The sequence below is a fragment of the Proteiniclasticum sp. genome, assembly GCF_003514505.1.
Taxonomy (GTDB): Bacteria; Bacillota; Clostridia; order Clostridiales; family Clostridiaceae; genus Proteiniclasticum.
Genome location: NZ_DOPX01000024.1, coordinates 39,360 through 61,118, shown reverse-complemented (window position 1 = coordinate 61,118; position 21,759 = coordinate 39,360). Strand labels below are relative to the sequence as shown.

25 protein-coding genes are annotated in these 21,759 nt (G+C 44.9%); all 25 read right to left on the bottom strand.

From position 1 onward, the window contains the following. Position 1: 1 nt before the first annotated feature. A complete protein-coding gene (flgC, locus tag DEF30_RS07735) occupies positions 2 to 436 on the bottom strand; it encodes a flagellar basal body rod protein FlgC (RefSeq protein WP_294097901.1) in 435 nt (144 codons plus the stop codon). A gap of 139 nt (positions 437 to 575) precedes the next feature. Continuing rightward, positions 576 to 959 carry a flagellar basal body rod protein FlgB gene (gene flgB, locus DEF30_RS07730; RefSeq protein WP_074912164.1) on the bottom strand — a complete coding sequence of 128 codons (384 nt, stop codon included), beginning with the start codon at positions 957 to 959 and terminating at the stop codon, positions 576 to 578. Positions 960 to 1,498: 539 nt separating this feature from the next. Beyond that, complete coding sequence (locus tag DEF30_RS07725) at positions 1,499 to 3,817, bottom strand: methyl-accepting chemotaxis protein (RefSeq protein WP_294097898.1); 2,319 nt, start codon at positions 3,815 to 3,817, stop codon at positions 1,499 to 1,501. Between the two features lie 94 nt (positions 3,818 to 3,911). Next, positions 3,912 to 4,298, bottom strand: a complete 387-nt coding sequence (locus tag DEF30_RS07720) for a hypothetical protein (protein ID WP_294097896.1) — start codon at positions 4,296 to 4,298, stop codon at positions 3,912 to 3,914. Continuing rightward, entirely contained in the window at positions 4,295 to 4,672 is a 378-nt protein-coding gene (gene fliS, locus DEF30_RS07715) for a flagellar export chaperone FliS (RefSeq protein WP_074912167.1), read from the bottom strand. The genes DEF30_RS07720 and fliS overlap by 4 nt, the downstream gene beginning before the upstream one ends. Before the next feature lie 18 nt (positions 4,673 to 4,690). Then, positions 4,691 to 6,094 carry a flagellar filament capping protein FliD gene (fliD, locus tag DEF30_RS07710; RefSeq protein ID WP_294097892.1) on the bottom strand — a complete coding sequence of 468 codons (1,404 nt, stop codon included), beginning with the start codon at positions 6,092 to 6,094 and terminating at the stop codon, positions 4,691 to 4,693. A 2-nt stretch (positions 6,095 to 6,096) separates the two neighbouring features. Further along, positions 6,097 to 6,471 (bottom strand): flagellar protein FlaG, encoded by a 375-nt coding sequence (locus DEF30_RS07705; protein WP_294097890.1) that lies wholly within the window; start codon positions 6,469 to 6,471, stop codon positions 6,097 to 6,099. 129 nt (positions 6,472 to 6,600) lie between these two features. Continuing rightward, positions 6,601 to 7,077, bottom strand: a complete 477-nt coding sequence (locus DEF30_RS07700; protein ID WP_294097888.1) for a hypothetical protein — start codon at positions 7,075 to 7,077, stop codon at positions 6,601 to 6,603. Positions 7,078 to 7,172: 95 nt separating this feature from the next. Then, a complete protein-coding gene (gene csrA, locus DEF30_RS07695; protein ID WP_031574225.1) occupies positions 7,173 to 7,397 on the bottom strand; it encodes a carbon storage regulator CsrA in 225 nt (74 codons plus the stop codon). Further along, complete coding sequence (gene fliW / locus DEF30_RS07690) at positions 7,384 to 7,836, bottom strand: flagellar assembly protein FliW (RefSeq protein WP_074912171.1); 453 nt, start codon at positions 7,834 to 7,836, stop codon at positions 7,384 to 7,386. The genes csrA and fliW overlap by 14 nt, the downstream gene beginning before the upstream one ends. Positions 7,837 to 7,845: 9 nt before the next feature. Beyond that, the gene (flgL, locus tag DEF30_RS07685) at positions 7,846 to 8,751 is read right to left on the bottom strand and encodes a flagellar hook-associated protein FlgL (protein ID WP_074912172.1); all 906 of its coding nucleotides are present in this window, start codon (positions 8,749 to 8,751) and stop codon (positions 7,846 to 7,848) included. 12 nt (positions 8,752 to 8,763) lie between these two features. Next, positions 8,764 to 10,332, bottom strand: coding sequence for a flagellar hook-associated protein FlgK (gene flgK / locus DEF30_RS07680; protein WP_294097882.1), 1,569 nt, complete (start codon positions 10,330 to 10,332; stop codon positions 8,764 to 8,766). 10 nt (positions 10,333 to 10,342) lie between these two features. Next, positions 10,343 to 10,714: a hypothetical protein gene (locus tag DEF30_RS07675; protein WP_294097880.1), complete on the bottom strand. Its 372-nt coding sequence runs from the start codon at positions 10,712 to 10,714 to the stop codon at positions 10,343 to 10,345. Beyond that, the gene (gene flgM / locus DEF30_RS07670) at positions 10,714 to 11,001 is read right to left on the bottom strand and encodes a flagellar biosynthesis anti-sigma factor FlgM (protein ID WP_074912175.1); all 288 of its coding nucleotides are present in this window, start codon (positions 10,999 to 11,001) and stop codon (positions 10,714 to 10,716) included. The genes DEF30_RS07675 and flgM overlap by 1 nt, the downstream gene beginning before the upstream one ends. A 121-nt stretch (positions 11,002 to 11,122) precedes the next feature. Continuing rightward, the gene (fliY, locus tag DEF30_RS07665; RefSeq protein WP_294097877.1) at positions 11,123 to 12,238 is read right to left on the bottom strand and encodes a flagellar motor switch phosphatase FliY; all 1,116 of its coding nucleotides are present in this window, start codon (positions 12,236 to 12,238) and stop codon (positions 11,123 to 11,125) included. Then, positions 12,235 to 13,233: a flagellar motor switch protein FliM gene (fliM, locus tag DEF30_RS07660; protein ID WP_074912177.1), complete on the bottom strand. Its 999-nt coding sequence runs from the start codon at positions 13,231 to 13,233 to the stop codon at positions 12,235 to 12,237. The genes fliY and fliM overlap by 4 nt, the downstream gene beginning before the upstream one ends. 13 nt (positions 13,234 to 13,246) lie before the next feature. After that, positions 13,247 to 13,645 (bottom strand): chemotaxis protein CheW, encoded by a 399-nt coding sequence (locus DEF30_RS07655; RefSeq protein ID WP_031574240.1) that lies wholly within the window; start codon positions 13,643 to 13,645, stop codon positions 13,247 to 13,249. Positions 13,646 to 13,653: 8 nt separating this feature from the next. Beyond that, entirely contained in the window at positions 13,654 to 14,016 is a 363-nt protein-coding gene (locus DEF30_RS07650; RefSeq protein WP_031574241.1) for a response regulator, read from the bottom strand. Positions 14,017 to 14,032: 16 nt separating this feature from the next. Beyond that, a complete protein-coding gene (locus DEF30_RS07645) occupies positions 14,033 to 14,632 on the bottom strand; it encodes a chemotaxis protein CheC (RefSeq protein ID WP_207646188.1) in 600 nt (199 codons plus the stop codon). Next, positions 14,625 to 16,787, bottom strand: a complete 2,163-nt coding sequence (locus DEF30_RS07640) for a chemotaxis protein CheA (RefSeq protein WP_294097850.1) — start codon at positions 16,785 to 16,787, stop codon at positions 14,625 to 14,627. Before DEF30_RS07640 ends, DEF30_RS07645 begins: the two co-directional genes overlap by 8 nt. Positions 16,788 to 16,804: 17 nt before the next feature. Further along, positions 16,805 to 17,581 (bottom strand): protein-glutamate O-methyltransferase CheR, encoded by a 777-nt coding sequence (locus DEF30_RS07635; protein ID WP_366409555.1) that lies wholly within the window; start codon positions 17,579 to 17,581, stop codon positions 16,805 to 16,807. 4 nt (positions 17,582 to 17,585) lie between these two features. After that, positions 17,586 to 18,623, bottom strand: a complete 1,038-nt coding sequence (locus tag DEF30_RS07630) for a chemotaxis response regulator protein-glutamate methylesterase (RefSeq protein WP_294097849.1) — start codon at positions 18,621 to 18,623, stop codon at positions 17,586 to 17,588. 14 nt (positions 18,624 to 18,637) lie between these two features. Next, complete coding sequence (locus DEF30_RS07625) at positions 18,638 to 19,111, bottom strand: chemotaxis protein CheD (RefSeq protein WP_074912273.1); 474 nt, start codon at positions 19,109 to 19,111, stop codon at positions 18,638 to 18,640. A gap of 47 nt (positions 19,112 to 19,158) precedes the next feature. After that, positions 19,159 to 19,683, bottom strand: coding sequence for a chemotaxis protein CheW (locus DEF30_RS07620; RefSeq protein WP_294097847.1), 525 nt, complete (start codon positions 19,681 to 19,683; stop codon positions 19,159 to 19,161). A 185-nt stretch (positions 19,684 to 19,868) separates the two neighbouring features. Further along, a complete protein-coding gene (gene phnD, locus DEF30_RS07615) occupies positions 19,869 to 21,749 on the bottom strand; it encodes a phosphate/phosphite/phosphonate ABC transporter substrate-binding protein (protein WP_294097845.1) in 1,881 nt (626 codons plus the stop codon). Between the last annotated feature and the right edge of the window lie 10 nt (positions 21,750 to 21,759).

Here is a 21,759-nt window from a genome sequence, read left to right as displayed (position 1 = left end):
CTTACCCCTTTGTGATTTCTATGGCTTTGTTCAGCATGGATTTGCTGGCCTTCAGCGCTGTAGCGTTGGCTTCATAAGTTCTCTGGGCTTCAATGAGCTTTACCATCTCATCCAGAAGATTCACATTGGGCATAAGCACATATCCATTTTCGTCCGCGTCCACGTGGGTAGGATCATAGACACTGCGCAGACCTTCCTGGTCTTCCCTGATTCCGGTGACTTTCACACCAGAAGTGATTCTTTGTCCCAGCCCGCTGACTGTATTCTGGGCTTTCTCCACCATTTCCTGGAAAACCACTTCTTTTCTTCGGTAGGGACCGCCTTCTTCTGTTCTTGTGGTGTTTACATTGGCAATGTTCGAGGAGATGACATCCAGCTTCATCCGCTCGAGTGTAAGTCCTGAGGCATTGATTCTCATAGAATTAAATACAGACATAGTTCCCTCCTGATTGATGATTCATAATATGTATTGCTATACTTAGTATTCACGAAATATCTGTAGCATGCTACAGATGAGCTAGATGAACTTTCTTTTTTCTATGCATACTTCCGTTTTCAGTATGAAAACCCATCCGCTAGCGGTTGATGACATAGCTCATCCCGCTCAGTTTACGGTTCACCTGTTCGATGAGAGCGTTGTAGTAGATCTCATTGGCCGCTAAATCCACCATTTCTCTGTCAATATCTACATTATTGCCATTCTCATTCATGGAACTACCTTCGACTTTTTCCACCTGTCCTGTAACTTTAAACGCTTCAGCAGCACCCAGGTGCTTTTCATGTGTGGTGACAAGGGTCCCCTTCTTCTCAATGGCTTTTTGGAGCTCTGTTTCAAATTTCACCGTTGATGCTTTATAACCTGGTGTATTCACGTTGGCAATATTCGATGAAATGACTCTCTGCCTTTTTGCAGATGCATCCAGTCCATTTTTCACAATCTGATAGGTCAGATCTTTCATTAAACACCCCTCCCAGGTATATTCAGTAAAAACTCCTTGATATGAATAAATATAATTGTGTTCATACTTTCTTATTTTTCAATCACTACCAATTTTATCCGTTCATATTCTAAATTGCAATGAAATCTGTATGGTTTTGCAAAAAACTAACCGCACGCTAAAGCACCATTTGCAAGGGTTTTAGCATCTGATTCAATTTTAATTGAAATAAACGCAGGTACCAATCATGAGATGTTCACTTTTTTATCAAGCATCCGCGTATGAACTCAGAATCAAACAGTATGTTCCATAGTATTTTTAACGATTTTTCGGTAATCTTTAAAATTTTTGTATAAAATTGTCGGAAAATAATGAGATAATGATTTATACCAACACTACTTTTGTGTACTAATGGAATCACTATGTTCAAATATGATATATACTTATCAAACCATATGCACGAATGCATAAAAAGCCATAAAACCATCCTTATTATGAATTGGTTTTATGACTTTCATACATTTTTCATATTTATTTCATAATTTTTCTTCTGTTTTTTCTTACAGTTTGAACTTCTCGGTTTCTTTCTGGAGGTTCACTGCTTGAAGCTTGGTTTTCTCCATTTCCTCCATCACTGCACTGGACTTCATGGTGGACTCAGAAACCTTTTCGGCAATGTCCGTGGTGCCTTCCGCACTTTCTCCCGCAGCAGTAGACACTGCTTCAATGGCATGGACCACATTTTCAATGGACGCCAGAAGCTCTTCCGATGTTGCACTGAACTCTGTGACAAGATCATCAAAATATCTTGCATCCTTGTTGTACTTATCGGCCACATCCAGCATACTTTCGTAGTCATTCTGGACATCAGTCTCCACAAAGGTCAGAAGTGTATTGGAGCTCTTGGAGAGATTCTCCACACTGTCTGTCACTTTACCGGTTACAGACTGAATCTGGGTTGCAGCATTCTTACTCTGCTCAGCAAGCTTCCTGATTTCATCTGCAACCACAGAGAAGCCTCTTCCTGCCTCTCCAGCACGCGCAGCTTCAATGGCAGCATTCAGTGCCAGAAGGTTGGTTTGGGCTGTAATCTGCAAAATCGCGTCAGAGAGCACACGAATCTGCTCCACTACTTTAGAATCCTCAATGGCTTTTTCCAGATCTTCTTTAGCAGAAGCGAAAATTTCTTTGGATTTTTTCTGAGCTTCCCGAACCTTGTCTTGAGTTGCATCGGCTCTTTCGGCTGTTTCTCTTGCCGCCAGTGCACCCTGCTGGGATTTCTCCGCTATGGAATGAGCCGCACGTTCAATCTCATTGGACGCCGCTGCCATTTCCTCCGTGGATGCTGCAGTCTCTTCCATACTCGCTGCCAGTTCCTCTGTGGTGGCTGATACACTTTCCAGATTGCTGTTCAGCGCTTCGATGGACCGCACAGAGTTTTCCACCTGATGGTTGATGTCCTCTGATGATGCTGTGATTCGAAGAACCAGAGCGCGCAAAGAATCTTTCATCTCATTGATGCCATGGGAGATGATGCCGATCTCATCTTCTCTTTTCAGAAGCTTTTCATCCACCTGCAGGGTGAAGTCTCCCTTGGCAATCTTTGCCAGATACTGAGACGACGCCTTGATTGGCCCTGAAATGCTCTTAGAGAAAACCGATACAAGCACCGCTGCAAGAATCAAGGAAACCACCGCAATACCTAAACTGAAGTAGATGGTGTCGGTGATAAAAGCCATGGCATCTGATTTGTTTTCTACGGTGATCACCGCCCAGGATTTCGACTCTCCAGGCAGCGTAATCGGATGGAAAGCGCTGATGAGTTCTGTTCCATCCAGATCCAGGTACTCTTCCACACCCTCTTCCCCTGCGACAGCTTTTTTCACGATATCCGACAGAGCCTGAGGAGCTCTCACAGGCACCTCATCAATCATCTGATTCCCCTTAGGATCTGTGAGTACTTTCCCGGACGCATCTCTTCTTGTGACCGTCTTTGTTAACGTCACATAGTTGAACATCTCGGATACCATATTGTAGTTCTGGTGCGCCAGAACTTTACCATCCCCATCTACAATAAACGCATATCTGCTTCCTTCACTGTATTCTTCGATGACCTTCTGGAAGGATGAAAGCTTGATGTCCGCTCCCAGCACCCCTAGAAAAAACATATTATGGTTGTACACCGGCATGGCAATGGTCGTTACCGCTGTATTTCCTGTAAGAGAGAAATAGGAATGGCTGACAAAAGGCTTCTTGTCTTCTGTCACCTGTTTGAACCACCAGCGGTCAGAGCGGTTGGCAAGTTTACCTGAACTTCGGGCGGTCTGCATTCCTGAGGTGTCAGTAACGTAAATGAGATCAAAAAAATCATAGCTTCTTTGGGTGTTCGCCAGTACAGCTGACTGTGCCATACCGTTATAATCTCTCACATCATTATTCACAGAAAGCTGCTCTGTAATCATAAAAGCTCTTTCTACGAAAGCGCCAACCTGGTTGGATATGGCATCCGCCAGCATGGCATTGTTCGCTTCCATCTCTTCCGTATAGTTCTTGTTCATATAGAGAAGACTTGCGGCATTGGAAACAAGAAGCGGAGTGATCACCATAAGCAGCGTCATGACCACAAGTTTTGTTCCAATCTTTTTCTTGCTTTTTAAGGCACTCATTTCCTGGTCCTGTTTTTTCCCTTTTTTAGGCCACTTGATTCCGGAGAGTTTCACGCTCTTCTTTTTGCTCTTCTTCTTGTCTGCCTTCACTTTTAACGGTTCTGAGACATCCACAGGTTCTTTCGCATCCCTCTTCGGCAGTTTCACCTTTGGCAGCTTCACCTTTGGTATCTTCGGCAATTTTACTTTCACTTTCCCCAACTGTTCTTTCAACGCAGTACTCCCCTTTTCACAATGTTTCATTCTGAAGCTTCTCTATCAGGCGTTCTTTTGATATTACGGTTCAAATAACGCGCAGTTTTCCTCATTATTCGAAGTCCCGATCCACAAAGACAGGACCTTGAGCGGTCTTCACATAGCTGTTTGCAATGCTTCTGATCCGTGCAAAATCAGTCATGGACTCCGTTGTCACTCTCTTCTCTTTCTGGAGCCCTTTGATGATGACTTCAAGATTGCCTTTTGTCCCAAGAAGAAGCTTATGGATCTCTTCCTCCAGACTTCTTTCTCCTTCTTCAGAAAGTGAAGTCATTTCACGCAGCATCTCATCAAGACTTTTCATCTCTTCAATTTTCCCAGAGTTTTTAGCGATGGCCAGAATGCATTCCTCCGGATTTTTAAAATCCACTTGAGTCTCTTCAAAGGCTTCAAGGAGAAGATTCCTCTTCTCCTTCAGAAGCTCTATTCTGCTTTTCATATTCTGCTCCAGGTGTCTCGAAGTTCTTCCAGCATTCCAATAACTTCGTCAAGAATTTCAGGATCTTTGTCGATATTGGCCCGGATGGTGCGGTCATACATGTACTGATAGAGATTCATAAGACCCTTTGCAATTTCTCCTCCATCCTCAAAATTCAACGTGCTCATGAACTCCGCTAGGATATTCTGGGCTTTGATGATGGCATTGTTTGTCTTTTCGATGTTCTTGTCTGCTATGGCAAGCTTTGCAAGCTTCAGATTTTTGATGGCTCCATCATAGAGCATCACCACAAGCTTCTTCTTCGGTGCTGTCAGCACTTCATTACTTTTGTAGGCATTTCCTGCACTGGCATAGGCATTGGTTCCTGCGTACATCTAAACGATCCTCCTAAACTATTTCTTGCTTCCTGAAGAAGCGGAAAGGGCACTGATCTGACTGGTGAGCCATCCCATCTGGGACTCGGCTTCCATCATAGCGGTATCAAGCTTCGAAAACATGGAGATATAATACTGCTCTTTACGCTCCATTCGAAGTGTAAAAGCGTCCACCTGCTTGTTGACTTCCTTGATGCTTCTCTCAAAACTGTCTGTTTTTCCTTTGATGATTCCTGTAGAGGAAGAGAAGGTGTCGATATAGCTGTTGATCTTCGGCACAAAACCGATATCCTTCCCTTCACTGTTCTTGCTCAAGAAAAAGTTCTGTACCTCTACTGGATTTTCCTCCAGCTTTTCTTTCAGCTTGCTGGCATCAAAGGTCAGCTGGCCAAACCGGTCCACTGTCGAGACCCCAAGCTGGGATAAGTCTTTAATTGCTGTATTCTCATTGGAAAGGGATGAGGTCACCATGGTTCTCAACGAGGACTGAAGCCTCATAAGAGATCCGTCACTGGCTAGGGTCCCTCTTTTTTCTCCTCCATCATCGGGGCTTCCTGCCTTCAGCTGGTCGGAGATGAAGGTCATGGTGGAGTTATACTGATCCACAAAACCTTTCACCGCCTCCTCCACCTTTGAGGTATCCTTAGAGATGGTGATGGTGTCAAACCCGCCCGCTGCATGAGCTTTGTTCAGGTTGATGGTGGTGAACTCCACCACATCCTTCACTGTGTTGCTTTGACGCTCCACTTCCACACCATTGACTTTAAACTTGGCATTCTGTCCTAGAATGACCTCCGCTTTATTGGAAAGCCCTGCATCTGTGCCAAGTCCCAGATTGTCAAGAACAGTACCCACCTCATTTTTCAGTGTGATGGCCTTATTTCCTGTGTCCACATTGTTCAAAACCAGCCTGTTGTCGATGATGGAAGCCCGGACACCAGACTCTTTGGAAATACTGTTGATCTTATCCGCCACAGTCCTTACAGTATCAGCTTCTGTGATTTCAATCTCATTGGGCTTCTCTGTTGTGCCATTAACGGAAAATTTTCCCGTGAGCCCGAGGGCCTTGGTGCTGTCACCGGATGCTTCAACAATCTTCCCCCCGATGACAGAGGTTTTTGTAGCAAGCTGCTGCACAGAGATCTCATACACACCTTCAGGTGAATTCTTACTCGTAGTAATGGTTGCAGACTCGCCGCCAGTGGCTTTCATGGAACTGAACGTATCACTGTTCTGAAGCACCTTGATTTTCTCAAAAAGATTGTTCAGCCTGGTTCTTACATCATTCCACGCATTTTTTTGCGATTCCATGGTGGTCTTTCTTTCGGACATCTGAACCAGAGGTCTCTTTTCAATAGCCATAAGCTGATCGATCATGGTCTGGTCGATTCCTGAATAGGAACCCATAAAATTAATTGACATCTTTATCCCCTTTCATCCACAAGAAGCCCTAATCTTTCCCAGATATTCGCAACCAAATCCAGAATCTTCTCTGGTGGGATTTCTTTCAGAACTTCTTTTGTCTGCATATCCACAAGATTCACCATCACCCGTCCAGTGCCTTCATGGATTTCAAACTGATATTTCGCATTATGTTCCTCTTTGAGAATCTTATTGGTGGAATCCACCGCCTTCTCAACTTCATCTTTGGTGAACGCCTTCTCTTCCGGATCCGGATATCTTTTGAATTCCATGACTTTTTCATCACGAATCAAAGATTCAATCCTCGCCAGTTTTGGTGGTTCCACTTTTGTCACTGCGCCTACATGTTCATTGGAAATTCCAGAAACTTGAATCAAGCTGTTCACATCCTTCAAAATGTTTTCTATCTACTTTTTCTATCTCAATATCATTTCTGCATAGCAGTGCTGTTTCTTATTTTATCGGACAAAAAAAGAGATAGTTAAGCCTATCTCTGTCACTTTTTATCACACGTTGAATAATATATATAGAATTATGGAAATCACCATGACCATTGTAAAGATATAGAGAATCTTCTCTATATCCAAAGAATCACCGGAAGATGGAGAGCGAGATTTATTACTGTTCATGGTATTCTTCGCCAGTTCATGGTAAAGAGCCGCCTGCTCCATGGCGTCTTCTATCCTCTTTTGCACCTGATCTGATCCTCCAGATCCTTTTTCACTCTCTTTTTGTCTGGAGATTTCCCATGAGATTCTCCGCAGATATGTTTCAGGTGCCTCTCCTTGTTTCCTTGAGTACGCTACTTCCTGGGAGCTTTTTTCTCCTGTTAGTAGCACCTGATCTCTTTCAGTGAGAACCCTCTCCACTTCTTTCAGTATCTCTTCAGGCTTCAGATGCTCCCCGTTTTCATTGTTGCCCACGCTATTGCTGTTTAACTGCTCCAATAGCCTCACTAGCGGGTCATGACCTTCAATCCTCATTTCCGTTCACCTCCAGCTTCTTCTTTCTTTATCGGATGAAAAAATAGAAGTTAAAGGTGCGTTCACACTGAACGTCCTGAAGAAAAAAAGAACCGCTATTTTAGCGGTCCCTGAAGTTTACTGAAGCTATCCAGCGATATGGTGGATGCCTTTTTGTTCTCTTCCCTGATTTCCTCATAGACTTCCTTGCGGAAAACCTTCACGCTCTTTGGTGCTTCAATCCCAATCTTGATTTTCCCTTCGGATACTTCCAGGATCTTGATCTCAATCTTGTCATCAATGATCAGGCTCTCCCCCTGTTTTCTGTTAAGAATCAGCATGGCTCGTCTCCTCCTTTTTCTCAAAGAGAGGATACTTTGTGCTGTATCCTGCCTGATTCAGCACATACTGTCTGCCCATGAGATGTTCTGTGTTCAGTATCACCGGGGCCAGAAGATTCAGTGTGCTCTTTTCAAATACATCCGAAAGAGTCACAATGCCCATGACACCAATCTGTTCTTTTTTAACGATATTAATTTTCAGAAGTTCCTCATCCGGAACCTCCACATCATAGTCTTCTTTAAACTTCCATGGATCCGTTACGATGAAGGACACATAGTCATGTTCCACATCCTGCAGCACCTGAAAAATATCATTGCCCGGTATAGGCAGAAGGATAAACTTCCTGCTGTCCTCAAAACCTAAGATACCTTCCGGAAACACCAGAATGTTCTTCTCATCCATCTCTACTTCACCAAGGAATTTTGTTTTTATCAGCATCTTTTATCCCTACCTTATATAGTCCAGAAGACTAGGCTGAAGAATTTGAGCACCGGTCTGAAGAGAAGCCTGATACACCGTTCTCATGGTGGAGAACTCCATCATTTTTTCCGCAAGATCAATGTCTTCACTTTTGCTTAAAAGTTCTGTCATACTGAGATTCTCCGCTGCATTTCTTTCTTTGGCGGACTCCAGTCTGTTATACACTGCTCCCATTTTGGATCGGAACCGGATGGTGTTGTCCAGATGCTTGTCAATGTCCCCCAGAAGTTTACCGGATAGATCTTCTGTATTTCCAGAATCCAGCGCCTCTGAGATGTTCTTGAACAGAGATCCGATCTCCTCATTGCCCAATGATGCTCCTTCCGTGAAGGTAATCCCGCTTCCATTGGTGGGAATTGCGATGTTTACCCCTTTGGAGATTTCTCTTTCAATGTTGCTGCTGTCTCCACTGTACGAAAGTTTTCCATCCACAATACTAAATGGTGGTTCTGTAGTTTTTTGCCCACCAAAAATATAACGTCCATCATAATTGGTGTTCAGCACCTGCATGAGCTGCCCCTGAAGTGTATCCACTTCATCCTTCAGCGCCGATCTGTCTGTATCAGACAAGGTGCCGTTGGCTCCATAGATGATGAGCTCTCTTGCTCTTTGCAGTGTACTGGTCACAACATTGAGAGCGCCATCGGCAGTGTCCGTCCACCCAAGGGCATCACTGATATTTTTCTCATACTGCTCATTCATCCGGACGTTGCTGTCCAGCTGCATGATTCTTGCCACCAGCATCGGATTGTCCGATGGTCTTGAGACTTCCTTTCCGGAAGACAGCTGGTTCTGATATTTCTGCATGGCTTTGAGATTTCTGTTTAGATTTCTCAAATAGTTCCCTGTCAGGGTATTATTGGTGATTCTCATTTACTACTCCTCCTATACCCCGGTTCTGTTGATGAGGGTATCCAGCATCTCATTGATGGTGCTGATCACCCTGGAATTTGCTTCATAGCTTCTCTGGAACTTCAGAAGATTTGTCACTTCCTCATCGATGGAAACGCCCGATACAGATTCCCGCCTGTTGTATAGCTGAGAAAGTACCGCAGTCTGGTTGTCCACCATATTGGAAGCCTGTTCTGTCTTTACCCCTACTTTAATGACAATGTCTCCATAGGCACCTTCCATGGTGGTTGGGGCTCCTGTGGTTGTAAAGGTATTGGTGACAGTATTAAAGGTATTCTTCGTTAAATCAGTAAAGTCAATCTTCGCATTTCGTAAATTTGCAATCGCAAGGGCACGGCTTCCATCACCTGCTGGTGAACCGCTGTCTTTTCCTGTGACAACCAGGTTTTCATTGCTTATAATATCCTGATTCACAGAAAAGTCGAGAGCGTTGCTGCTTGTGAAGAAATCAGTTCCCGTTCCATCCGGATTATGTACTGAATTGAAGAGGAATTTCACACCTTCCGAAAACTTCGTAAGATCCTCAACTCTGGCATCAATTTCCTTAATGGCATTCCTGTGTCCACCAATGGCTCCAGATTTTATTTCTGCAGGAGTGAGATCTGAAACCACTGGATCAGATCCATTCTCAGGCATCTTTACGAAGACCGGTGTTCCTTCCTGGAACTTCTTCACTTCCTCACTGCTCATGGTGACTGTCTTCACATTGGAAGTATCCCCGCCAATCTGAATCTGAACTTCAAAGTCGTCTCCTACTTGCTTCACTGAGGATACATTGCTCAGTATGGTCGTGTTTTCTGTGCTTTCAAGATTGCTTCCAAATATTTTGGAAATCTGCTGATCCCCAATGGATACGGAGGCTCTCCCCCATTTATCAAAAGTGGTGCTGATTTCTGTCAGATTGGACAGTCCTTTTAAAATCTGGTCTCTGGTGTCCATAAGATCATTGGGACTCTGTCCTTTGATCTGGATGTTTGCAATCTGCTCATTTACTGTATTCAGCTGGGTAACCAGAGAATTCACATCAAACACGTTCTTTCCGATGCTTCCTACCACGTCCCCCTTCAGCTGATTGGCACGGGATGCCATATGGTTCAGGCTGTCTGCGAAAGCTTTGGATTTTTCCACTACAATACTTTTGGCATTCAAGCTCTCTGGATTCTTAGAAAGCTCCTGCCAGGCATTGAACATTTCACCCATGGCAAAATTAAGTCCGGTATTGGAAGGCTCATTAAAGACCATCTCAATCTGGCCTATGGTGTCATACTGAGCTTCATACTGGGCCAGGATGCTGTTTTCATTGCGGATCTGAAGATCCACAAACTCATCCACCATACGCACCACAGACTGGATTCTGACACCAGTGCCCAGCTGTCCCACACCTGCAAAGGTGTATGGCGTATCTGCCTTCATTTCCACCCTCTGGCGGTTGAAGCCTTCAGTATTAGCATTAGAAATATTGTGTCCTGTTGTATGAAGTGCGGTCTGATTGGCATTTAAGCCCTTCACTGCCACATTGAAACTACCAAATAATCCTGACATAATTACCCCTCTATACGGACTGGTCGATGATACTGACTTCTTTTGTGCGGTTCATGCTGCCCTCTTTGGAATAGGTATTGTGCTTCACCGCAGTATTTTTTGAAAGCGCTTTAAAGATTTCCTCCTGGAAGCTTAATGCCTGCCTTGTAAGAAACTGGTTCACTTCCTGGAGCTTTTCGATCTCCATCGCATAAGAGCGCACTGCCTCATCGGGCAAAACACCCTTTTCCTGCTCTTCCCGGATGATGGTCACAATCTCATTTTTTCTTGCGACAATCTTTTCCAGTGAAAGCGCATCATTTTTCACAAGCACTTCTTTTTCTTCTTTCAGGATCTTCAGAAGGTCTTTCAACGCCCCCTGAAGTCTTTTTGTATCACTCATCAGCCTCTGCCCTTTTCCTCATCAATCTTTTCTAGAATCTTCTCTGCAATCTTTTCGGGATCCACGCTGTAGCTGCCTTCCTGTATAGAACGGCGGATATTCTCCACTTTCTCGGAGAAATGGCTGTCCTCCGATTCACGGATTCTTTTCACCAGCGCTTTGGCTTCCGTGGAGATTTCCACACTGCTCTTGCCTACGGTCTTCCCTTCCACATAACCATGCTTTCTCTCTTCACTGTTTTTATAGACATTCTGCACGAAATTACTGTGAAACTGTTCTATTTTCATGGAATTCACCTGCCTTATTACTCTTATTCTATCTTATCGTAGAAAAACGACAATTGTTAAGAGGAAAGAGAAAAAAAGAGGAATGACTTTTCCTCTTTTTTCATCCTTACTCTTAATAATACTATTTAAGCCCCTTTACTCTCTGTTCTTTGCTAAGAATCTGAGTAATACGGATACCAAAGTTCTCGTTGATGACCACCACTTCACCATGGGCAATGAGCTTGCCATTGACATATACTTCAAGAGGCTCATCTGCCAGCTTATTCAGCTCCACAACGCTTCCCGCACCAAGAGCCAACACTTCTTCGATGGTCTTTTTGGTCTTCCCAAGCACCACAGAAAATTCCAGCGGCACATCCATGATGAGGTCCAGGTTTCTTGATGGCGCATGCTCAGAGCGGTCTTCCAGGTTAGCAAAAACAGGTTTCTGAACATCCACCCGTTCCGCATACTGTGGTTCACGCCTTCTAGGCGCTTCCTCATAATACTCTTCTCTTTGGGCTCTTTCTGGTTCACGTCTCTCGGGTTCTCTTCTCTCAAGCTCTCTTGCTGGAGCTTTAGGCGCTTCCTTCTTTGCAGGCACCGCTTCTCCCATCATCACCGCAACAATCTCCTTCACGGTGTCCAGCGTATACAGCTGCATAATATCACTCTCAATGAGCCCTTCTACCGAAAGATGGAACGAAATCTTGCAGATATAATCTTCTTTGATGAACTTCTTGTAGTCAATGTCTTCTTTCTTGTCCCAGACTTCCACCACAGGGGGATTGATATCAATGGCTTTTCCAAGCATTTGTGCCATGGAAGTGGAGGCGGAGCCAATCATCTGATTCATCGCCTCTGATACCGCACTAAGTTCAAGTTCTGTCAGCTGCTGATTCGCATTGGTGCCGTCCCCACCCATCATAAGATCTGCAATAATTGCAGAATCCTCAATGTTCATCATGAGGAGATTGTTTCCGGAAAGTCCTTCTTTAAAGCCGATTCTTGAAACAATCTTCGGAATGTCACATTCATCGATGATGGACTGGAACGGAATATAGCTGACTCTAGGTGTCGTGATGGATACTCTTTTGCTGATGATGGAAGAAAGGGTCGTCGCAGCCGTAGACATGGTGATGTTTCCCACCTCACCTATGACATCCTTGTCCGTCTCCTTGAGACCTGTCTCTTCCGCGGCGGCTTTTTTGCTTAAGAGTGCATCCACTTCTGCTTGGGATAAAAAGTTATCTTTCATAATTCAACATCCTCTTCCACATATTGTAGTACCTGTACGGCCATCTTTTCTTTATAAAGCCCCGGCTGCACCAGGTAGTGCACCTTATCTTCCACATATAGTTTCATGGGCTGGTTTGTCTTCATGTCCAGCTGTACAATATCTCCTGCTTCCAGGTGGAGGAAATCATCCACAGTAAGCACTGTTCTTCCCATCTCCACAGTGATATTCACATCGGTCTGTACAAGCCTCTCGGCAATCTGGTCTCTGAAGCGGTTATCATCATAGGTTTTCCCCATATCAAACCAGCTTCTGATACTCAGCTTGTCTGTAATGTTCTCAAAGGAAACATAAGGAATACAGATGTTGATGAAACTCTTCGTATCGAAAATCTCCACCACAAAGCTGATAAGGACCACAGGCTCATTGGGCGACATGGTCTGAACCAGCTGTGCATTGGTTTCCAGATTGTCAAGTTCCGGTTCTAGATCGAGAATTTCAGCCCAGGAGCTTTTAAACACTTTTAAGAGATTCTGGATCATATCCTCCACAATCCCCAGCTCAATGTCTGTGAACTTCTCTTTTTTCTGTCCCTTCTTTTCCTTGGTTTTGGCGCCACCACAAAGAAGCTCAATGATCTGGATGCCAAACTGCGGATTGATTTCCATAATCTGGTTTCCATTCAAAGGGAGAGTATGGAATACCCCCATGATGGTGGGGTTTGGAATGGAGTGTACAAACTCATCAAAACTTACCTGTTCCACCGCACCAAGAGTCATATTGATGTTGGTTCTCACCATGGTGGACAGCACGTTTGATGCGCTTTTGGCGAAGGTTTCAAAAATCATGTAGAGCGTATTGACATACTCTTTGGAAAGCTTAATGGGCCTTCTGAAGTCATAGGCTCTGACTTTATTTTTCTCCTCCTCCTGCTTCATCTCCTCCGGATTGATTTCTCCCGTATTGAGCGCATTCAGCAAAGAATCTATTTCCTGTTGTGATAGTACCTGTTTCAAGTTCATCCCTCATTTACGAAATAATGCGTTCCAGATCGATGTAATTCACAAGATTTCCACCCAGCTGAATGATGCCTACAACACCATTCTTGCCATCTCCGGATACCTTCTCAATATCTTCGTCTTGTATTTTCAGGACTTCCTTCACTTCTGTAACCAGAATCCCTATTTTTTCATCTTCCTTGTTCATAATCACGATATTATTATAGCATTCTTTTTCTTTCAGACGCAGCAGCTCTGAAAGATTCACAAGTGCCACCACATTTCCCCGTAGATTGATCAGACCCCGGATGTGCTTCGGCGCATTGGGTACCACAGTGGAATCCATCATTTTGCTGATCTCCTCCACCTGGTCTGAATTAACGGCATAATGCTTTTCACCTAATGTAAATACAATAATCTGCTTCTCCATAATGCGCCCTACTTGCTGGCTTTCTGGATGGAATCGATGACTCGGTCCGTCTCAAAAGGCTTCACAATGAAGTCCAGTGCTCCTGACTGAATCGCTTCCATCACCATGGCCTGCTGCCCCATGGCGCTGCACATGATGACTTTTGCTGATGGATCTATTCTCTTGATGCCTTTTAGTGCCTCAATACCATCCATCTCCGGCATTGTGATGTCCATGGTCACGATATCCGGCCGTTCAGCTCTGTATTTTTCAATGGCATCCGCACCATTCTGTGCTTCTGCAACCACTTCATATCCATTCTTCTCCAGGATATCTTTCAGTTTCATCCTCATAAAAATGGCATCGTCTACAATCATAATTCTCTTTGACATGGTATATCTCCCTTCGTTACACTCCAATTTGTTTGAATAAAGAATCCAGAACCCCTGGCTTCGGGATGAAGTACAAGGAGGATTCCACCTTGGCTCCATCATAGGTAAACTCATTTTTAATGATCATCACCTGGTCATCGTACTGTTCACTTTCCATATAAGCATAGCTTAAAATGGCTCCGAACATGTCCACCGTAAGGGCGGGCACCGATGAGATTAAGGACAGGTCGAGCATTCTCGACAAGGCATTTAAATAAGAGGTGACAACAATATTCACCAGCTCGCTGATGGCCGAGTATTCCAGTTCATCGCTGAGCTGAACTCCTTCCGGCATCATCATCCTTACCAGAATTTCGGCATTCTTCGGGGTAGTCACAAAGAGGAAATTCCCGCTTTCCATGCCCATAACTCTCATGGACACGGCGACCACTTCTGTATCTTCTGCCATGATCTTCTCATAAATTTCATTATAATCTAAAATATCTATGGTTGGAACATTCATATTGACAAATTTTCCCACCAGCTGGGAGATGGCTGTGGCCGCATTTCCCCCACCGATATTGGCCAATTCCTTCAGCACATCCAGCTGAAGAGAGGAGTACAAGCTTTTATTCAAAAGTCTCCTCCTTTCCGGAAACCAGGTTTCCCACATCCAGAATAAGGGTGATGTCTCCATTTCCTAAGATGGCCGCGCCTAGATACTCCTTCATTTTGCTTAAAGAGCCACTAAGCTTCTTTATGACGATCTCCTGCTGGCCAATGAGTTCATCCACCACCAGTCCATACTGTCTGCCACCGATGTTCACCAGGATGATATGCTGGTTTGTTGCTTCAGAGCTGAGTGAAAGGGCTTCATTCACCCGAAGAACCGGAATGACTTTTTCTCGATAGATATACACTTCTCCATTATGGGAGTCCTTGATATCTCCTTCCAGGACCTTCACAACTTTCTCAATGAGCCCCAGTGGAAGGGCAAAAGTTTCGCTGCCCACATGGACCATAAGCGCTTGTATGATGGAAAGAGTCAGAGGAAGCTTTATGACAAAATTCGTTCCCTGATCCACTTCAGACAATACATCGATGCTGCCTCCCAAAGAGGTGATCTTGGAACGCACCACATCCATGCCCACGCCTCGTCCGGAAATGCTCGTCACCTCCGTGTTGGTGGAAAAGCCCGGATTGAAAATGAGGTTGATGAGCTCTGCCTTGGAGAGCCCGTCTGTTGGAATGCCCTTTCTCATAGCACTCTCTCTGATCTTCTCCGGATCAATGCCTTTACCGTCATCACTGACTTTGATGACCACCTTATTGCCTTCCTGATAAGCGGACAGATGAATGGTTCCCTTTGGATCCTTTCCTTTTTCAATTCTTTCCTCTGCAGACTCGATGCCATGATCCGCTGCGTTTCTGATGAGATGCACCAGAGGCTCTCCCAGTTCGGACACTACTGTTCTGTCAAGCTCAGTTTCTTCCCCTTCAATGATGAGATCCATTTCTTTGTCCAGCTCTTTGGTGAGATCCCGGATCATTCTTGGGAAGCGGTTGAAGACCACATTCACAGGCTGCATTCGGATTTTCAGCACCAGATCCTGAAGATCCGAGGTGATCCTTGCCACCTGCTCCAAAGGCTCATTGATTTCTGTGGCTTTATACTGTGTGCTGAGCTCTTCCAGTCTAGTTCTGTAGATGACAAGCTCAGACACCAGGTTCATGAAATTATCAAGCCTTGAAAGATCCACTCGAATAGACTGGTTGGCATGAGGTGCTGTATGCTTCTCTTCCGCCTTTGCCTTCACAGGTTCTTTGGCCTTCACAGGCTCCTTCACCTTTTTGGGTTTTGCTTCCTTGGGTTCTTTGATTGCCTTGGGTTCTTTGATTGCCTTGGGTTCCTTGGCCTTCTTTGTCACTCTTGTTTTCTTCACAGGTTTTTGAGACTCTTCGGTCTCCTCCTGGGACTTTTCTTCCGCAACTAGTTGTGGTACAGAAAACACATCCGGAAGATCCTCTTCTCTTAGTTCCTTCACCAGCACTTCTTCGATTTCTGCCACATTCTCTACCGCTTCCAGCACTTCTTCCCTTTCGCTCATGGAGACATAAAGAAGTTTAAAGATCCGGTCGAAGTTTCCTTCTTCCATTTCCTCTACGCCAGGGTTCGTCGCAATGATTTCTCCCCTCTGCTCCAATTTGTTCACCACAAGATATGCTCTGGCACCTTTCAGCATACAGCTCTCCATAACCTTCACCAGGATGCTGTAGCCCCTGAAGCCTTTTTCATATGCCTGTCGAAGAACAGAGGCATCCACTTCAGACACAGCATCGTGGGCCATGCCTTCTTTTGGTTCCATCACAGCTTCTGGCATTTCCTCCACCTCGGTGTTTTCTGGTGTATCCGGATTTGCAAGGCTTGAAAGATCATACAGCAGTTCTGATATATCATAATCTGGATAATGATCTGCCCGAAGGTCCTCTACGATTTCCTGAAGCTTATCAAGGCAAGCGAAAATCACGCTGACCGCTTCACTGGACACCTTCAGTTTTCCTGTTTTGAAAAGATCCAGCACATTCTCCATGTTGTGGGTGAGCTCCGTCATGGTGGTATACCCCATGGTCGCCGCCATGCCCTTCAATGTATGGGCAGAACGGAAGATCTCATCGATGATGCCCGGGCTTTCCGTATCCTTTTCCAATATCAGAAGATTTTCATTAAGACTTTGAAGGTACTCATCTGTTTCCTCAAAAAACAGATCCCTGTACTTTTGTGTATCATCCATGAACTTGTCGTTCCCCCTTATACTTTCTCATACAAAAAGGTGGAGAGCTTTCTAAATCCAAAACTGGCCGGATTGTAGATGGCTTCAGTGGCCCCTGTAAAAAAGATGCCGCCTTTTTCAAGAGATTCATTGATCTTTTTGTAGACTTCATTTTTGGCTTCATTTTTAAAATAGATGGTGACATTTCTGCAGATGACTGCATGAAAATTCTTCTCGTATGGATCCAGAAGAAGATCATGTTTTTTGAACTGCACTCTTTTTTTGATGGTATCAGAAAGCACAAATTCATTTCCTTTCTTCTCGAAAAAATCCATGAGTTCTGATGGAGCCACATTCTTCAGTTCTGTTTCCCGGTACTTTGCTTCCTTTGCTTTTCTCAAAATGGTGTCATCAATGTCTGTCGCAAGGATGCTGCTGTTTCTGATCTGGTTCCGTTCCATAATCATGGAGACGCTATAGGGCTCTGCCCCGATGGAGCAAGCAGCGCTCCAGATTTTGAGATTTTTGAAACGGGGCACCAGGATCTCTCTTAATGCCGTTTCGAACTCTTCAAAAATCTCTTTGTTTCTGTAGAACTCCGTCACATTAATCGTGATGTAGTCGAGAAACACCTGCCGGACCTGCTGGTCTTTCTCAATGAGTGCAGCGTAGCTCCGAAGATCAGAAACACCTGCACTGGTCATCACCGTGGCAATACGCCTGTGGAGCTGCTTTTCCTTATACGCATGAAGATCAATCTTCAGCTTCTTCTTCACCCATTCTTTAAAAAAATCATAGTCCAGTTCCATCTCCATGATTTCACCTCACAATCCTTAAAATTCTTTCTGAAATGTCCTCTGGAGAGAGGATCTCATCCACCACTCCTGAAGAGACGGCATATCCAGGCATACCATAAACCACGCAGGTCTCCCTGTTCTGGGCAAGGACATGCCCCCCCGCTTCTTTGATGGACATCAGCCCTGCAGCACCATCTTTACCCATACCGGTCAGAATCACTGCGAGAACATGGCCTCCATAACTTCTGGCCACAGACTCCATCAGAAAATCTGCCGCAGGTCTTACGCCATGAAGCTTCGGTTTCTGATTGAGCCTGATTTTTCCGGACTCCACCACCATGTGAAAATCTCCAGGAGCCACATAGACCGTATTATTCTCCACAGACATCCCGTCCTCTGCTTCCACCACTTTCAAGGCAGAATCTCCATCCATACGCTCTGCAAAAGACTTGGTGAATCCCTTTGGCATATGCTGGACGATAAACACTGGAAGATTCAGTTCTTTTGGAATCTGTCTCACAATCTGAAAGAGGACCTTTGGACCGCCCGTAGACGCTCCAAGAACCACCGCTTTCACTTTTCTATAGTCAAAACCGCCTGCAGATAAAGACTCTCTCCTCTGAGGGACTGCTTCCTTGACCTTTTCCCTGAGTTCCTTTGGTTTTGTGAGAACCTCCGCCATAAGTAGCTTCGACTCCAGCTGACTGGTCAGAAAACTCAGGTCTCCCCGATCGGATGATTTTTCAATAAAATCAAGAGCTCCCAGTTCCAGAGCCTCCATGGTCACAAGACTTCCTTCTTTGGAATGGGAGGAAAGCATGATCACCTCAATCTCGGGATGATCTCTTTTTATGATTTTCAGCGCCTCAATGCCATTCATCTTTGGCATTTCCACATCCATGGTGATGATGTTCGGGCGGTACCTTTCGATATTCTCAATGGCATCTACGCCATTTCTTGCGGTCCCCACAACAGTGACCCCTGTTACCTTGGATGCAGCATCTGAAACGATCTTTCTCATGAAAGCCGAATCGTCTACCACCATGAGTCTCACTTGCATCTTTCTTCCTCCGTTTACAGCACCGTAATGCTTTTGCTGGCAGTTCTGATATCCACTACGAACGTCTCCAGGTCCACCACCATGGTTCTTCCCACAGACCCTCCCGTATGGCTGCCAAGGATGGGAATGCCAAGTTCATTCAGCACCTTTTCCACAGCCTCCACATTTCTTCTGCCAATGTCACTGGTCATCTTCTTATCAGGGAACTTGAACATACTGGCACCGCCTGCAATCTTTGCCACAAGATTTCTAGTATTCAGGCTGCCGCCGCAAAGTTCCCGGATCATCTTCGGAATAGCCGTATCTGCAAACTTCTCTTCCTTCACATCCCGATGAAAGGCTGTGCTGTCTGGAAGCATGATATGGCTGAGTCCGCCGACTTTTTTCACTTTATCATAGAGGGCAATGCCCACGCAGGATCCCAACCCCAGTGTGATGAGTTTTTGGGGGGATGTCCCGATTTTATAGTCAGCAATGCCAACCTTCATTTGCTCTTCCAAAATACTGTTCACCTTACCAAACCCTTCGTTTTCAGCTATTCGTCTTCGTCTTCGTCTTCCTCCAGCTCTTCATCCTCGCTGTCCTCTTCCTCGTACTCCTCATCATCCTCGTCTTCCTCCAGCTCCAGAAGCTCTCTGGACTGCACAAAACTGAAGAGTTTGTCTGTATCCATGACAATGATGATGTCTTCCCCGATCTTCAGGAAACCCTTGATGTATTCTGAGGATATGCTCTCCTCGCCCATGGCTGCTTCTTCATAAGCACTGTCTTCCACGGTCTTGATGCCAAGGATTTCATCCACCACAAGTCCAAGGTGTGCCCCCTTCCATAAAATCACAATGATTTTGCTGTGATTTCCGGTTTCTCCAGGAACGCTGTATAGTCTTCTGTTCAGGTCAATGATGGGCAGAACCTTCTCATTGTACTGTATCACTCCCAGAATATACTCTGCTGTCTCCGGAAGTTTTTTAGGTTTTGAGTACTCGATGATGCGCTCAATTCTCTCCAGTTCCAGCGCAAAATTCTGTTCACAGTTGTTGAATATGATCACTTGTTTCATAGAATCCGTTCTCCCATAAAATATTTGATATTGTCTATATCGACATTTTTGTTTTTCATTTAATGCATAGGTGGAATTTTCTTCTCATAAATGTGTTGAAAGGGATATCACTTTTAGGAAGTGGCACCCTCTGATGAAAAAAGACAGCCCTGAAAGCCATGTTTCAGGGCACCTTTATCATTTTTTCACTGATCCAGATTTCTTATGACATCATACATCGTATCGGAAGATTCAATGAATCCCTGAACCTTCGTTTCAATGCCTTCATAATTTGAAAAGGCCACAAAGTATCTTTTCAGTTCCTCTAGAAGATCTAGCGGAAAATCCTTTCTTGCTGCCAACACATCCTTTGGAATATCCTCCGTCTTACTGATGATGGATAGCTTACTCACATCAAGCCCTTTTTTCACAGCTGCGTCAAAGGCCTCATTATAGGTGGCTCCAGCATCAATCTCTCCACGCAGCACCGCATCGATGACATTGTCATGATTTCCAAGAAACAGCACTTTGGCAAATATTCTGTCCGGATCCATCTTTTCTTTCCGGATGCTGTCTCTTGCGTACAGATATCCTGAAGCGCTCTTCTCATCCACATAGCCGAAGGTCCTGCCTTTGAGGTCCTTCATGGACTTCACTTCCCCATCTTTTCTTGCAATGACATATCCATTGTAGGAAGCTTTTCCACTGACTTTCGGTGTCACCACTGGTAAAACTCCCGCTTTCTCCCTGGCTGCCACATAGGCAAAAGGAGAAAACCAGCCGATGTCCATGATGCCTTTCTGCGCTGCTTCGGCTAGAGCATCATAATTCTTCACAATGATGGTTCTTGCTTTATACCCCATGGAAGCGGCAACCCTTTCCAGAATCGGCACATACATTTTCCTGATTTCCTTTGGTGAAATAAAAGGATTCACTCCGAAGATGATCTCCTTTTCTCCCTTCAGTGAAGCGGCTTCCTCCTGGAGTGTACCTGCCACTTCACTGATTTGCTGGCTGTAGGACAGCATCTCCTCATTCTTCTTTGTTTGAGTCTCCACAAGAGCTATGGATTTCGTGGTAATCATATGGGTTTCTTCCACAGCCTTGGTCACATCCTCCACAGCCTTCTCAATTTCCATGGTAGTGTTCTTCTGCCCATCAGATACCTTGGTCAGTACCTCCATATTGCTTCGGACTTCCTTCAAAGCACTACCGATCTCTGTGATGGCTTTTCCCGACTCCAGTACCACCTTGTCCGCATCTGCCATTTTTCCCCCGATTTCATCCATAGCGCTTCTTGTAGCTTCAATCTTCAGAAGTATTGTCCTAATGACCTCTTCAATCACCGTGATGGCTTCATCGGTCTGCTCCGCAAGTTTTCTGATTTCACTGGCTACCACGGCAAAGCCTCTTCCCGCTTCTCCTGCCCTGGCAGCTTCAATGGCGGCGTTCAGCGCAAGAAGATTGGTCTGGCTGGAAATCTTACGGATATAATCCACAATCTCATGTATTTTCTCTGAGGACCTTTGAAGCTCCCCATTGTTCCCTTCTGCGGCTGCAACTAAAGTGCCCAGATGCTCAATGAACACCCGGATTTCTTCCATGGTCTTCTGGTTCTTTGTAAGAAGATCCATGGATCTCTCACTGTCTCTGTCGATGAGAAGGACCTTTTCATTGAGCTCTGTAGATGTTGCCACCAGTTCATTGACACTGGCATTGATCTCCTCGCTGCTTGCAGCATTCTGCTCACTGTAGCGGTCAATCTCATAGGAAATCTCCGCCAAAGACCGAAAGGTCTTCATATTTTCTTTCGTCAGCCACAAGAGCTCCTGAGAATCAAAGCCCAAATCCTCTGAAAGGAGAAAAAGCTTCTCGCTGAGCTGACTTCCCTCCAAGGATTTCTCTTTGTTTTCTTCTTTATTCTCCCTTCTGTTTCCATAGAAAAAGAGAAGAAGAAGAAAAATGCCCGATAGAGCCCCCAAAACCAGTGCCCCCAAAAGACCCTGCTCTATATAATAAGCCCCCACTTGTGCACCCAGCACGATGACAAATATCAGTAGCCCCTTGATCCAACTGCCTTGTTTCACCTTAATTCCC